Origin of the sequence: Carnobacterium alterfunditum DSM 5972, assembly GCF_000744115.1 — a bacterium.
Lineage (GTDB): Bacteria > Bacillota > Bacilli > Lactobacillales > Carnobacteriaceae > Carnobacterium_B > Carnobacterium_B alterfunditum.
On record NZ_JQLG01000004.1, the window covers coordinates 704676 to 719473 of the forward strand.

Annotated in this window: 14 protein-coding genes; 3 read left to right on the forward strand and 11 right to left on the reverse strand. The window is 35.2% G+C overall.

Features of this window, described 5'->3' with window-relative positions:
* Positions 1-25 precede the first annotated feature (25 nt).
* From BR50_RS03780 to BR50_RS03795, 4 genes are all read right to left on the reverse strand, one after another.
* The gene (locus tag BR50_RS03780) at positions 26-1081 is read right to left on the reverse strand and encodes an ABC transporter substrate-binding protein (RefSeq protein ID WP_034546406.1); all 1056 of its coding nucleotides are present in this window, start codon (positions 1079-1081) and stop codon (positions 26-28) included.
* A 28-nt stretch (positions 1082-1109) separates the two neighbouring features.
* Positions 1110-2150, reverse strand: coding sequence for an ABC transporter ATP-binding protein (locus BR50_RS03785; RefSeq protein WP_034546408.1), 1041 nt, complete (start codon positions 2148-2150; stop codon positions 1110-1112).
* A 111-nt stretch (positions 2151-2261) separates the two neighbouring features.
* The gene (locus tag BR50_RS03790) at positions 2262-3041 is read right to left on the reverse strand and encodes an ABC transporter permease (RefSeq protein ID WP_034546417.1); all 780 of its coding nucleotides are present in this window, start codon (positions 3039-3041) and stop codon (positions 2262-2264) included.
* Positions 3034-3867 carry an ABC transporter permease gene (locus BR50_RS03795; RefSeq protein WP_034546420.1) on the reverse strand — a complete coding sequence of 278 codons (834 nt, stop codon included), beginning with the start codon at positions 3865-3867 and terminating at the stop codon, positions 3034-3036. Before BR50_RS03795 ends, BR50_RS03790 begins: the two co-directional genes overlap by 8 nt.
* 414 nt (positions 3868-4281) lie before the next feature.
* On the opposite strand from BR50_RS03795, the gene BR50_RS03800 reads away from it, so the two are divergent.
* On the forward strand, positions 4282-5607 hold the full coding sequence (locus tag BR50_RS03800) for an IS3 family transposase (RefSeq protein WP_034545653.1): 1326 nt from the start codon (positions 4282-4284) through the stop codon (positions 5605-5607).
* Positions 5608-5711: 104 nt separating this feature from the next.
* On the opposite strand, the gene BR50_RS03805 is transcribed toward BR50_RS03800, so the two are convergent.
* The 3 genes from BR50_RS03805 to BR50_RS03815 all read right to left on the reverse strand — a co-directional run bounded on the left by BR50_RS03805 (position 5712) and on the right by BR50_RS03815 (position 8314).
* Complete coding sequence (locus tag BR50_RS03805) at positions 5712-6419, reverse strand: VIT1/CCC1 transporter family protein (protein ID WP_034546422.1); 708 nt, start codon at positions 6417-6419, stop codon at positions 5712-5714.
* Between the two features lie 864 nt (positions 6420-7283).
* The gene (locus BR50_RS03810; protein ID WP_034546423.1) at positions 7284-7667 is read right to left on the reverse strand and encodes a VOC family protein; all 384 of its coding nucleotides are present in this window, start codon (positions 7665-7667) and stop codon (positions 7284-7286) included.
* The gene (locus BR50_RS03815) at positions 7664-8314 is read right to left on the reverse strand and encodes a sugar O-acetyltransferase (RefSeq protein WP_034546425.1); all 651 of its coding nucleotides are present in this window, start codon (positions 8312-8314) and stop codon (positions 7664-7666) included. The genes BR50_RS03810 and BR50_RS03815 overlap by 4 nt, the downstream gene beginning before the upstream one ends.
* A gap of 284 nt (positions 8315-8598) precedes the next feature.
* Between BR50_RS03815 and BR50_RS03820 the strand changes: the two genes are divergently transcribed.
* Together BR50_RS03820 and BR50_RS03825 are read left to right on the forward strand one after the other, a co-directional pair.
* Positions 8599-9711 carry a YibE/F family protein gene (locus BR50_RS03820; RefSeq protein ID WP_034546428.1) on the forward strand — a complete coding sequence of 371 codons (1113 nt, stop codon included), beginning with the start codon at positions 8599-8601 and terminating at the stop codon, positions 9709-9711.
* A complete protein-coding gene (locus BR50_RS03825; RefSeq protein WP_034546430.1) occupies positions 9708-10496 on the forward strand; it encodes a YibE/F family protein in 789 nt (262 codons plus the stop codon). Before BR50_RS03820 ends, BR50_RS03825 begins: the two co-directional genes overlap by 4 nt.
* Positions 10497-10520: 24 nt before the next feature.
* Here the strand turns inward: BR50_RS03825 and BR50_RS03830 are convergent, their stop codons facing one another.
* The 4 genes from BR50_RS03830 to BR50_RS03845 all read right to left on the reverse strand — a co-directional run bounded on the left by BR50_RS03830 (position 10521) and on the right by BR50_RS03845 (position 14784).
* Positions 10521-11225 carry a Crp/Fnr family transcriptional regulator gene (locus tag BR50_RS03830; protein WP_034546432.1) on the reverse strand — a complete coding sequence of 235 codons (705 nt, stop codon included), beginning with the start codon at positions 11223-11225 and terminating at the stop codon, positions 10521-10523.
* Between the two features lie 772 nt (positions 11226-11997).
* Complete coding sequence (locus tag BR50_RS03835) at positions 11998-12219, reverse strand: heavy-metal-associated domain-containing protein (protein WP_034546434.1); 222 nt, start codon at positions 12217-12219, stop codon at positions 11998-12000.
* Between the two features lie 167 nt (positions 12220-12386).
* Complete coding sequence (gene nhaC, locus BR50_RS03840; protein ID WP_034546436.1) at positions 12387-13763, reverse strand: Na+/H+ antiporter NhaC; 1377 nt, start codon at positions 13761-13763, stop codon at positions 12387-12389.
* A 316-nt stretch (positions 13764-14079) separates the two neighbouring features.
* Entirely contained in the window at positions 14080-14784 is a 705-nt protein-coding gene (locus tag BR50_RS03845) for a GntR family transcriptional regulator (protein WP_034546438.1), read from the reverse strand.
* Positions 14785-14798: the final 14 nt, after the last annotated feature.

The following is a 14798-nucleotide window of genomic DNA, read 5'->3' on the forward strand; positions in this document are numbered from 1 at the left end:
GGTTATTTTTTTAGCAGACCTTGATCTATTGATTCATCGTTCTGTTCCACATATCGATCCAATCGTCCATTTGCGTATTTACAAAGTCAAAATCAACCAATTTTGTTAATTCAGCAATCTCACCATATGTCTTATTTTCAGCAATTTCTCCACTTAATTCAACATTTTCATTCGTAGGAGCCTCATTTAAAGAAGCTGCAGTGATCATTTGTAATTCTTCACTTAATCTCCAGTTTACAAAGTTATAAGCCATTTCTTTGTTTTCAGAATTAGTATTAATATTTACAGTATTAAAATTTGCATACGTTCCAGAAAGAGGAACAACATATTGAACAGATGGCTGAGCTTCAGAGATCATTGGAATTGCAAAATCACCTACCACCGCTGCAACGATTTCACCTGACTGAAACATATTGGCTAAGTCAGACGATTTAGAATACGTTTTAACAACATTCGGAGCGAGTTCTTCCAACCCTTCAAAAGCGGCTGCTCCATTATCGGTTGTAATGTCTACACCTTTATATTCACTAGCTACGTACATCATAGAAGGTCCAAAAGTTGTGGCAATATCTGGAATCGATATCTTCCCTTCAAGTGAAGGATCCCATAAATCAGAAAATTCGTCGATTTTCATACCCGCAGCTTCTTCATCATAAATGATTCCAATACTATTTACGGTATACGCTGCTCCAGAACCGTTTTCACTTAAAACTTTTGCACTATCGATCAAATCAGCTAAATTTGGGATCTTTTCTGTATCGATTTCTTCAAATAATCCTTCAGCTGCTCCTTGAGAAGCATTGGATTGAGGTAAATCAATAATATCAATAGTAGAGTTAGGATTGCTTTCAAATTTAGTGTATCGCTCAGAACTCGTACCTGTTTCCACCACAATATCCACTCCATATTCTTCTTCAAACGGTACAAATACATCTTCTTGCATAACGTCTTCACTTAATCCAAATGTCGAGATCACTAGTTCTTTATTCTCTTTATTCTCTCCATTTGCTTCTTGCCCACATGCCCCCAACATTAGTGCACTCATTGCGGTTAAACTTGCCAATACCATTTTCTTTTTCATTACTTAAAATCCCCCTTTTTGTAGTTGCTTACACTAAAACTAACTTTTCCTTTGGGATAACTAAACGAACTTTATCTCCAACTTGGTAGGCTTGTATCTGAGCATCATTGACTAAGAGCTTTCCAATAGTTGTTTCTATCTCATACTGGTAACTGTTTCCTAAAAAAGTACGCATTTGGATAGTTCCTGACAAACTATTAGCCGGTGCTTCTGGAGCGTAAGCAAGAACTTCAATATCATCTGGACGAATCGTTCCGGTTACTTGTTTCTTATCTGCTGTATGAACTGTCTCAATCTGTGTTCCATCGACTGTTGTATACGAATACGAACCCTTTTTTGTTAAAGCAAAAAAATTTTCAAATCCAATAAAGCGAGCTACAAATTCTGTTTTTGGGTTTTTATAGATTTCTTCAGGAGAATCGTATTGCTCAATGACTCCGTTGTTCATGACCGCTACTTTATCTGAAATAGAGAAACATTCTTCTTGATCATGTGTAACAAAAACTGTTGTGATACCTAATTTGCGTTGAATTCGTTTGATTTCGATGCGCATATTGATACGCAATTTAGCGTCCAAATTACTTAAGGGTTCATCTAGCAATAATAATTGAGGTTCAATCACTAAGGCTCGAGCAAGAGCTACACGTTGACGCTGTCCCCCCGAAAGTTGTTTTGGATAACGCTCAGCGTAATCAGATAGATCCGTAGCCGCTAAAATGGCTTGTACCTTTTTTTCAATATCGTCTTTTTTTTCTTTTCTCATCTTCAACCCAAAACCAACATTTTCTTTCACGGTTAAATGTGGAAACAAAGCGTAACTTTGAAAGACCATACCGAAGTTGCGTTTATGAACCGGGATCTTTGTCAAATTAGTATCACCTACAGTAAAGGTTCCGTCATTAGGTTCAATCAGACCTGCAATAACCCGTAAAGTAGTAGTTTTTCCACAACCTGATGGCCCTAGTAAAGAGACCAACTCCCCTTTTTCCATGGAAAGATTCAGTTCTTTCAATATATTATTTTTCCCATCGTAACTAACACGGATATTTTCTAAGTCAACAAATGACATAACAGTACATGTCCTCCTTAAGGATATTCAACTAAAATTTTGTCATTTACAGTAAGCATTTGAATTTTTCACCCTTGCCGTAGCTTACCTATCTATTATATAAATCATTTACTAGACTACTTTTGCTAACCCAAGTGTTTTTTCAATCAAAAACATTAAAATAATCGTTCCCAGCATTAAAAGGACCGATAAAGCAGAAACAATTGGATCATAATTGTATTCAATATAATTCATTAAAGTAGTGGGTAACAGTGAAATTCCAGGACCAGATAAGAATTGCGAAACAGGTATATTATTAAAAGAGTTAATAAACGCCAACATGAAGGCAGCAAATATGCTGGAAGAGATGTTCGGTAACACGATACTAGTAAAAGCTTTTACCTTAGTGCTTCCTAAAGTCCAGGCTACTTCTTCTATTGAAAAATCTAGTTGTTCTAAACTAGAGCCTACTACTCGGATAATGTACGGTATGCTAATTAAAAAGTGTCCCAATAATAAACCTTGGAATATAGGTACCTGCAAACGAATAACAATAAATTGAAATAAAGAATATCCTACTACTACACCCGGAATGATGGTTGGCGATAAGAAAAAACTTTTGATCCAATTTCTCCCTTTAACAGCTTGTCTTGTTAATGCATAAGCAGCTGGGATCCCAACAGCTAAGGCCAATAAAGTTGCAAGAAGAGAAATTTCTAAACTTAATAAGAAGCTATCTATGAAAGATTGATTTTCAAAAACAGCTGCAAACCAACTAAAGGTTAACCCAGTAATAGGAAATTGAATGGTCGGTTTTTCTCCAAATGCTGTTATTGTTATAATAATTAAGGGAATGAATAGGAAAGCAAATACCGCTCCTGCAACTAACGATAACCCTCTTTGTTTACGCATCTTGTTCACCTCGCTTATCGATTCGATTGGCGATCAAGTTAAAAACTTTCATTACAACTAAAGTGGTCACAATCATAAGCAGCGCAATGACACTTGCATCTTTCCAATTACCTAGAGTCATTGCGTTCTGATAAAGAAATGTTGACAGCATCATATTTCGGTTACCTCCAAGCAGTTGAGGGGTCGTATAAGCCGTTAGAGTTCCTGTGAACACTAAAATGCTTCCTACAATAATTCCAGGACTACTCAATGGCAAAACTACTTTAATGAATGCTTTTATACGACTAGCTCCAAGTGTTTCAGCTGCTTCCATAATTTCTGGATTGATATTTTCCATTATGCCTACTAATGTAATAATCAAAATTGGTAAAAACAAGTATATTGAACCAATAACAATTGAAAATTCTGTATATAATAAGGTTAATGGTTTAGAAATAACTCCAATACTAGACAACACTTTATTGATCACACCGTTTTGTCCTAGTAAATTGATCCAAGCAAAACTTCGAATGACGGAATTAGTCAACATTGGAAATAACGTGAGTGACATTAGTAGTCCTCTCCACTTCGGTGTTGTTCCAGCTATATAGTAGGCCGTAGGGACACCTAAAAAAATACAACTGACCGTCACAATAAGTGAAACACGAATGGTACGAACAAAAACTCCTACATTATATGAGTCTTGAAAAAAAGAAGTATAAGAGTCAAATGATAAGGCTCCATCATAAAAAGTTGGCCAGATGACTGACACTAGAGGTACCAACAAGAATAAAATCAATAAGATAAACCCCGGCGCTAGGATTAGATACGGGATTTTTTTCGCCATACAGTAATTCCTCCTTAGAAAATAAAAAAGGCACAAATCCTCTTTAAAAACTTGTACATTTCCCTTTATTTCTTAACATTAATGATTCTATATAAATCAGTATAACTGTTTATAAAAGAACGGGCAATGAAAATAACGAATATATATTCATCTTTAATATTCAATGTTCGTGTTTAATTAGTTTCTTTATATTTACCAGGTTCTTTAGCCAAATTATCTTTTCTTTCAAATTAAAAAAACATTAGAGTAAGATGAGGGGAAATTCCTCGAAAAAAATAAGCCGCTAAATGTTTTTAAAATGGACCCTATAGAATGGACACCAAAAAAAGGTGCTCTCTATAGGGTCTATTTTTGTATACTGATATAAAGAAGAATAGGTTAATACTTGCACTTCGTGCAGAAAGGAGCGGATAAATGTCAAAATTAACATTTACACCAGAACAAATTCAAATTTTAAAAGCAAACCCATACGTTAAAAATGTATCGGAGAAAAGTATTACTTATTCCGATGAGTTTAAACGCTACTTTGTTTCAGAATCATTGGGTTCAAAAACGGCTAAGCAACTATTTATTGAAGCTGGATTTGATCCGGAAATGATTGGTAAAAGTAGGATAAGATCATTCGCTGGTAAATGGCGAAAAAGATACCGTGATAATGGTGTTTTGGCATTGAAAGATACACGACAAGATTGTTCAGGCAGACCTCGAAAAACACCATTAACACTTGAACAACAAATTGAAAAGTTACAGGCCAAAATCCTATTATTAGGACAAGAAAATGACTTGTTAAAAAAATCAGAATGGAGCGAAAGGAGGCCAGAAAACAGCGAAAAGATTAGCAGAATCTTTTCAAGGATCCATGAAATGAAAACCAAGGGTTCCTATACAGGAACCCTCATAGATGCCTGTAAAGCGTTGGGTGTTTCTCGTTCAGGTTACTACAATTATGTTAAAAGTTTAGACAGTAGAAATGCACGTGATGAGGAAGATCAAGTCTGGAGAACTCAAATTGAAGAAGCTTATAACTACCGTGGTTACGAGAAAGGTTCTCGAAGTATCGTAATGTACTTCCTAAACGTTCTGGGCATTACCGTCAATCGTAAAAAAGTACAGCGCCTGATGAGGAAATTTAATATCTTCTGTCCTATTCGTAAAGCAAACCCCTATAAAAGAATGGCAAAAGCCACCAAAGAACACAGCACTGTTGAGAACAAGTTGAAACGTCAGTTTGATCAAGGAATAGCCCATAAAGTTTTATTAACAGATATCACTTATTTACCTGGAACCGGCGGGTTTATAGGTTATTTATCAACTGTAAAAGATGGAACAACGAAAGAAATTCTAGCTCACTATGTGTCTGACAGTTTAAAACTTGATCTTTCATTAACAACGGTTGATTTATTAATGAGTGCCCATAGCACAACGCTACATAAAGATGCCTTTATCCATTCAGATCAGGGAGTCCATTACACCAGCCCTAAATTCCATAAGAAATTGGCTGATAATCAGTTAGGGCAATCCATGTCCAGAAGAGGGAACTGTTGGGATAACGCTCCACAAGAGTCGTTCTTTGGACATTTGAAAGATGAAATAGAGTATAAAGATTGTGGGAATTTGGAAGAACTTCGAGCAATTGTGACTGATTATATGGACTATTACAACAATGAACGTGGACAATGGAATCTGAAAAAACTGCCCCCTGTTCATTACAGGGAGCAGCTTTTATTGAGTGTTTCATGAGGTCTCTTTTTTAAAATGTCCTTGACACAGGGTCCATTTCATTTCATTTAGCGACCCATTCATATTTTTTATTTCATTTAAATTAAGTTTCACCATTCTTCTTATTAGAGCCCTCCTAAAAAAGCACCAACAACATAAGCAACTAGAGCAGCCAGACCGCCCACTAGTAACATTTCAAAACCTGATCTCAGCCAATTAGTATGGATAACTTTGGATTTCATCGCTCCTAAACTAAACAATGTCATTCCAGTAAGGATAGATGCAATAAAAAAACTATTATCCAATAAGCTTGGTATATACATCGCTAATACATATATCAAAAGTGGGACTACACCAAAGATACTGAAAGACAAAAAAGTCACTACTGCATTTTTTACAGGTGAACCTTCTGTGGTATTAGAGCCGTATTCCAATTTCATCACCTGGTTTACGAATGGTTTATCATACTTGGCAAGTGTGTCTACTAGTAAGTTGGCATCATTTGTATTGATTCCTTGTTCGACAAGAGAATTCATCAGCTGTCCTTTTTCCTGTTCAGGGTGTTGCGTTATATCTACCTGCTTTTTATACCGTATATTTTTTTCATACTCATTTTGTGATTTTGTTGAAAGAAAATCTCCCACCGCCATTGAAAAGCCATCAGCTAGTAGATTTGAAAAGCCTAAAATCAAAGCAACTTTAAAGGATAATTCTCCACCAACACTTCCTGCTACTACAGCAAAAGTTGTAATAATACCGTCTAATCCCCCATAGACAATGCTCTTGATGTATTGCCCACCACGATTCTTAGGAGTTTCTGCATCTTTTTCCATTTTATTAGCCCCCACCTCTAATTCAATTAACTGCACCAACTTGTTCAACTTTTATCTTGCTAGTATGCTTATCGTCGCTATAATCGCTGAATTATTGCTAATTTGATCGTTAAAAATCTTATATTTTTATTATACTATACTGTTTTTTTTATTCAAATAAATGAGAGGATTCATTATCAAAACAAAGGATGTGACCTCCAAACATCAGGCTTTATGTTAAGCATCTAATTGACTAGCATGAGAACAAAATTTAGCAAGCCTATATTTGGATCATCTAGGTTTTGTCGCTATATTAGGAAGGTTTCTTTTTTTTACTCCCTTATTTATTATGCTAAAGGTATCAATAGATATGAGGAATATAATTATGAAAAAGGCCATTTATATATATATATTAATTAGAAACGTCGTCTTATATCAAAAAACCTGCTTTGTTAGTCAAATGGAAGCTTGTTTTGATGCTCATTTAATCAATTAACCTACTTTGTTAGTCAAACGGTAGCTTGTTTTGGTGCTCATTTAATCAATTCACCTACTTTATTAGTCAAATAAAGCCTTATTTAACATCTGTTTAATCAATAATCCTTAACAAAAAAATATTTACCAAGTGATGTTGGTATTTCAAAATGAATTTCTTCTGGAATAAATGTATTTTCATATAAAGGGTTGGATCCTTTATATGATTGCAAGCAATTCCTGTTTCTTCAGAAATTCAACTAAGCTCGTTTATTCGTCCTATCAGCGCTAACAATTATTGACCCCGCAAAAAAAGGAGGACAGATTTTTATCTGTACTCCTTTTTTTACATTTGCTTACTTAATGATTTTGGCAATCTGAAATTCAACACAGGAAGCTTGCATGTACTTTTTAGATCGTAATTTCTATCAAATTGCCTTCTGGATCGGCTACAACGCTTTCGTAGTAACCGTCTCCAGTCCAGCGAGACTGTCCGACAATCGTATGTCCCTCGCCTGCAATGACGGTCGTTAAGTTATTTACTTCTTTTTCACTTCCAACACTGATAGCTAAATGTGCCCACCCTAGTGGTGTCTCTTCTGGTTGATCGGTAATTGTAGGCTGCTGCATCAATTCTAATTTCGTTTCTGCTCCAGGAAACGTTAAAAAATAGCTGGCAAATCCACGATTTGTATTCTCATAACGTTCTCCCGCTTGTGCGTTAAAGTAGGTTTCATAAAATTGACGCATACGCTCAATATCCTTAGACCATAATGCTACATGTGAAATTTTCATCTGATAGTACCTCCCTTAATTTCAGCGTCCTGTTCAATGGCAACTTCTGCCCAATAGGCCGCTTGCTGTTCTTCCCACTTTATTTTGTCTGCTTGGGTGATTTCTCGAATGACACGGCATGGATTACCAGCTGCTATCGTATTCGCCGGAATATCCTTAGTAACCACAGATCCAGATCCAATAACAGCGTTATCTCCTATGGTGACACCAGGATTCACTAAAGCACTTCCACCAACCCAGACGTTGTTCCCAATTGTAATTGGCATGCCGAATTCTAATCCACTGTTGCGAACTGTCACATCAATGGGGTGTCCTGCCGTATAGAGACACACTCGCGGTCCAAACATAACATTGTCTCCAATCGTAATTGCAGCAATATCTATCATAATACAATCAAAATTAGCATAAAAATGCTTTCCGATAGTAATATTTTGCCCATAGTCTAACCGTAAAGTTGGTTCAATGTAGATTTCACCTGCTACTTTACCGAAGATTTCCATTAACAATTGCGTACGGTACGGTTTTTCTTCTTCAGTAGTAGCATTAAATAATCGAACCAATTGTTGTCCTTTTTTTCTTATAGCTTTCAATTCTTCACCTTGAGCCAGATACAATCTTCCTGCTAACATTCGCTCTCTTTCTGACATCTTTTCTACCCCCTGTTAAAGATTCTGCTGTTTCGCTTGATGCTGAACAATTTATATACTCCAGTCACTATTCTATTTGTTCCTTTATAAATTATAGCTATTTTATTTTACCAGATAGTCAACAATGTTTACCGGGATTGTTTATCATGACTATACCGTATCCGCTTGCATTTGTCCGTTTTCAAAGCGTTTTAATTTGTAAATCTGGTTCACTAGTCAAAAAAATATATGTTATAGTGGACATGCTGATTTAGTATATTCAGTTGAATAATGGAGGTAGTTATTTGAACAACAATGGGAAGAAAAAAAGATTTTTATTATATGGCGTTGTCTTGCTATGTATAGTTGCATCTATGTTATTTATTCAAAATAACTATAACCTGTATGACCAACCGATAGCAGAAGTTGTAACAGTGACACTTAAAGAAATAAAGAACGTTGATGACGCAACGAATAAAGATGAGTTATTTTATCAAACGCTAGTTGGAAAAATCAAAAATGGAACGCAAAAAGATCAATTAATCTCACTAGAGAACAATTACTCCTCATCAGGAGCCTTCGACCACCATTATGAAGTTGGCGACGAACTATTTGTTTCCATTCAAAGCAGCGATAACGTTCAGTTAACCGGAACTATTGATGGCCCAAAACGAGACAAATATGTTTTAGCTGCAGCATGGCTATTTATACTAACTGTCTTACTTGTCGGGAAAAAGAACGGCTTGTTTTCATTGATCAGTTTAACAATCAATATACTTGTATTGTACCTCGCTTTAAACAGTTATATCAACTCAGAACGAGCCAGTTTATTGCTTATCTCTAGCGGATTAGCTGTTTTTTTCACTGTAACATCTTTATTATTAGTTAATGGAAAAAACGAGAAAACCCTTATCGCTGTCTTAGCAACTTTAATTGGTACTTTTTCTGCTCTTCTAATCGCCTATATTGCAATGTGGCTGACAGCAGAACAAGGTCTGAGATACGAAGAAATGGCATTTATCACAAGATCGCCACAAAAAGTATTCTTAGCCAGTATCTTAATTGGTTCTTTAGGTGCGGTAATGGATATTGCAATCACAATAACTTCTTCATTATATGAGCTATATGATAAGAATAACGCTATTTCCTTAAAAGATCTAAAAGTATCAGGAAATGAAATAGGCAAAGATATCATGGGGACAATGACGAATGTGTTGTTTTTTGCCTATGTTAGTGGCGGTATTCCCATGATTCTGCTTTATTTAAAAAACGGTTCAACATGGGGGTACACTTTATCGATGAATTTATCCTTAGAATTGACTAGAGCACTTGTTGGAAGCATCGGGATCGTGCTGACCATTCCAATAAGTATTCACACAGCGCTTTATTTTATTCATAAAAGGAGTATAACTAAATGAATGTATTAGTTCTTTTATCAATTATTTTATTCGTACTGATGAAGTCCATCAGTGGCGAAAAAGGCACAAAATCGTTCATCGCTCTTTTTTTAAACTTTGGTATTACGCTTTTGACTATACTGTTGATCGCTAAAGGAGTAAGCGATCCGATTTTTCTAACCTTGATTGCCTGTATCATCATTAGTTGCATTAATTTATTTTATATAAATACAATCAACCTTAAATCAATTATTGCTTTCATTTCTACAATGATCACATTACTTTTTTTAGTAATTGTCATCTTCTTTATCGTTGAAAAAGCTAACATACAGGGATTTGGGATAGAAGAGATAGAAGAACTTAGTTTCTTCAACCTTTATGTAGGAATAGATTTCCTTAAGATCGCGATTAGTACGATCATTATGGGATCTATTGGTGCCATTACAGATACTGCTATTTCTATTGCCTCTGCAATGAATGAGATATGGTTACACAATCCTAAACTAAGTCGATCTGATCTATTTAAATCTGGCATGAATGTAGGTAAAGATATTTTAAGTACGACTACAAACACGCTGTATTTCGCCTTTATTGGCGGATATCTAGCTTTATTATTATGGTTTAACGATCTATCCTACTCACTTGGTGAAGTGATCAATTCTAAAGTATTTAGTTCGGAAGTTATTTCGATTTTCTGTATCGGAACAGGTGCAATTCTGGTTATTCCTGTTACAGCTTGGCTTACGGCTTATATTTTTACCAAGTATAAAAAAGAATTTCCTGTAACTAAATCCGCTTCTGAATAAAACAAATGAAATGACATGATTTGCTTAAACCAATAGCAAACCGTCTAAATCAACTATTTTAATCCGTTTATGAGTGATTTGTTTGATATATCCACGCTCCTCTAAATCATTAAATTTGCGGCTGATTGTTTCAGGAGTGGTTCCTAAATAAGAGGCTAAATCTTTTTTACTCATGGACAGTGTAAACTCAATAGTTCCAGTACCTTCTTGATCAAGACTTTCTGCTAAATATAAAGCAATACGCGTTTCGACTTTTTCTGTTGAAAAACGAGTTGTTTGCTTCTCAGATGCCTCAAGTCGATTTGAAAATTCAGCAATTACTTTTAGAGAGACAGAAGGATATTTCACTAAAAATTCTTGTAGATCTGAACGTTTGATCAGACAAATTTTTGTATTCACCATAGCTTCAGCATATGATTCGTGTGTAGATTCAGAAAACAATGCCATTTCACCGGTGAAATCGCCGGGATTTAAAATGCGGACCAACTGTTCTTTTCCGGACTCCGCTAATCTATAGATCCTTACTTTTCCTTTATTAATAATATAAAGAGAGTCAGATTCATCTCCAGCATGATAAATAAGTTCATTTTTTTTATATGAAACGGATTGTGTGGCTCCCATAATTTCGTCTAACTGTTCATCCTCTAAATGATTAAACATTGGAACTAACGATACGCACGATTTATGCGATTTACCCGTATGATGATGGTGTATATTACCTTTATCCATTTTATTCCCTCCAAAAAGACACTTTCTTGAGATCATTAATTGCAACAATCAAATTAAGTATACCACTCTATCCGTATTCTTCGAGTAAAGTTGAATACTTCTTTTTTACCTGAATTTAATCAAAGTAGCCTGTTACAGCAATAAAGCCCCACTTGTAGCAGGCTATTTTTCATTCAATAAGATCACTGTGGCTTTCTGGCTTTATCTTGCAGCTTGAGAAGCGGTTAAGAACTAGGATGAGTTTTAAAATTATTTCTTTAAAAGGAAAATAACCGCTATATATAGACAAAGGCTAAATAATTTTTTGTTTTATTTATGCCCTACTGTAATAGGCCGCCACTACTTTGAAAATGATTCGATTTGATATTGAGAAAAGAAATAGATCCCGACTCAAAGTAGATTATCATTTGAGTCGGTGTAACTGGCCTTGGTTCGAGCAACTCAGAGACGCTTGTCAATTTGAGTATCCGCAACGAGGCTTAGTTCGTGCAACTCAAAGACGTTTGTCAATTTGAGTATGCGCAACAAGCCTTAGTTCGATCAACTCAAAGCTGCTTACTCATTCGAGTATGCGCAACGAGCCTTAGTTCGATCAACTCAAAGCTGCTTGCTCATTCGAGTATGCGTAACAAGCCTTAGTTCGATCAACTCAGAATAAAAAGACAAATTTTGGGCTAATTGAATCTGTTTTCCAAAAAAAAAAAGATTCCCACTTCTGAAAGTTGGAATCCTTATTCAGATTATTTTTTAATTTTTGTATAGCTAAATGACATTATGATACTTTAGCAGATAACACTGGATAACCTAATTTTTGAATCGTTTCTTGAATTTTGCTAGCTTTGATAGCTGTTTCGTCAAATTCTGTTTTGACTTTGCTAGAGTTGAACATCACTTTAGCAGATTCGATACCTGCTGTTTTATTTAGGGTCGTCTCGATTTTCTTGATACATGATGGACAAGTTAATGGTTCTAATTGATATACGGCTTTACTCATAATTGTTTTCCTCCTATTTGTTGATACCTTTAGTATAGCCGGTACTGCTGATTAAAAAATTGATCCTTATCAAGTTTTCTGACTTAATCCATAATAAGAACTATTATAAAAAATGAGAAACAAAAAGTCGAAAGCGGATGTCAATCGCACTTTCGACTTTTATAATGTTATAGCTTTGTGGGTTCAAGCTTCTTGATCCCTATATTTGTAAATCCGCTAATGACCGTTAAAACAGGACAAAGCAGACAAAAGAAAGCGTAAGGCAAGTAAGTCAACGTTGGGACACCTAGAGCTGTAGAAATAAACACTCCACTTACACCCCAGGGAATCATAGAGTTAATAACCGCACCGGCGTCTTCTAATACGCGAGAAAGAGCTAATGGCGATAAACCCATTTGTTTGTATGTTTTCTTAAATGCATTACCTGGCAGAACAATAGCTAAGTACTGCTCTCCGACTAAGGCATTCACTCCAATAGCAGACAATGCTGTAACAAGAATTAAATTCCCAACAGACATACGAGCATTAGAGATAGGAGACATGACAGTATCAATGATATTGAACTCCATCAGCAACCCTCCAAGCGCAAGAGCTAGAATAATCAGTGAAATGGACCACATCATACTCTGCACGCCACCTCTTGACAATAGAGCATCGATTATTTCATTGCCTGTTGTCGAAACGTAACCTTCTTGAATGTAACTTGAAATTTGCGAAAGTGTAACAGTTGGCGAATTAAATTTTAATAATCCAATCGATAATGCAATATTGATCAATAACGTTGGGATAGCTGGGATTCGTTTCCATGAAAAAATGAAAATGAAAATAATTGGAATTGCAGCTAACCAATTCACTTGAAAATTAGATTCTATAACTTTTGTTAAACCAGCAACTTGATTCGTCGTTGCAAGTTCTTTATTCATACCAAAAAATAAAAATAGTAAGGTAGATAAAATCAAACTTGGAATCGTTGTCCACATTAGATTTTTTATGTGTCTAAACAGATCGACTTCTGCAACCGCTGCAGACAAATTTGTGCTATCTGATAATGGTGACATTTTATCGCCAAAAACACTTCCTGATACAATCGCACCTGCTACTAAACCAGGTGTAAAACCCATAGCCGTTCCCATTCCAAGGAAAGCTAAGCCAATTGTAGAAACAGTGGTAAATGCTGAACCGATAGATGTACCCACCACGGCACAAATCAAAAAGACGGATGGAATAAAGAAGCTAGGATTCAATAGTTTGAACCCAATGACCATCATGGAGGGAATGATCCCAGCTGCGATCCAAATGGAAATGAGCGCACCAATCAGAATAAAGATGATCATTGGTATGATACCTGTTTTAACGCCTTTTTTGATACCATCATGAATCTCATCCCAACTATATTTATGGAATCTCCCCCAAAAAATCAGCAACATGATGGCTAATAGCAAGGGTGTTTGTGGATCTAATTTAAATTTGATAATGCTGACACCAATCATCATTAATAACAGAATCAGTAACGCAAAACTTTCTCGTATCGACAATTTTTTCATTCTATACACTCCTAATTTTTTATAGTGCTGAAGTAAAATTAGTCATACGATAATATGCGATGCCCCCTGTAGTATTGCACAAAAACATGCCCCTACTTCCTTTCTTTCATTTATGTATTGACCTACCTAGTCTATCCAGTAGAAAAAACTATTTCCTTAGTATGTACTATTGATAAAAAATTGTCAAAATAAAATCAGGACACAAAAAAATAAGAGGGGTTTCATAGATAGATGACCCGCTCTTATTCTTTAATTCACTTCTTTTCTATTTTAGAAAACCATGACTTTCTAGTTGAAACTTATTTTACTATTTGGATCACCGATTTTTTGCTAATGCGAAAAATTTAGCATATTTATAATTGTGAATAACTTTTGAATGGTTAAAAACCTTTCCATTTGAAAGAAAAACGGTCTCTTCAGTAACCATCGATGGATCTGATTCATTTAATTGAAGATGATCACTGTCTATTTTTGATAGTTTTTCAACAGAAATATATTTATCAGCAAAGCCAATAGATAAGTTTAAATCGTTCTCAATATAATTATAAATAGATTTTTCAGCAATTTCTTTTCCAAGATAAGGAATAATATTCTTATTGAAATAACTATACTCGATTGAAAAAGGTTCATTTTCAACATATCGAATACGATTAACAAAATAAACCGGCGTTCCTATCTCACATTGAAGTTTAAAGCTTATTTCTGCATCTGCTTCTACTTGTTCTAATTTGATAACTTTTGAATGTATTTTTTTATTTTTAAACTCTTCTTTAAATCCTTTGATCGAATTAATAGTAATCGTATCCGGATAAATTGGTTTACGAATATAAATACCGCTACCTTGAACTCGATAAAGGATACTTTTATCAACCAATACATCAATAGCGTTTCGCAAAGTACTTTTACTAACGCTGTACGCTACAATTAAATCTTCTTCTGTCGGTAAGCGAAGTTCGTTTTTGTATTTCCCATGTGTGATTTCCTCTAAAAGTTGATCAGCAACCAGTCTATATTTCCTCATTGTCTATCCTCATT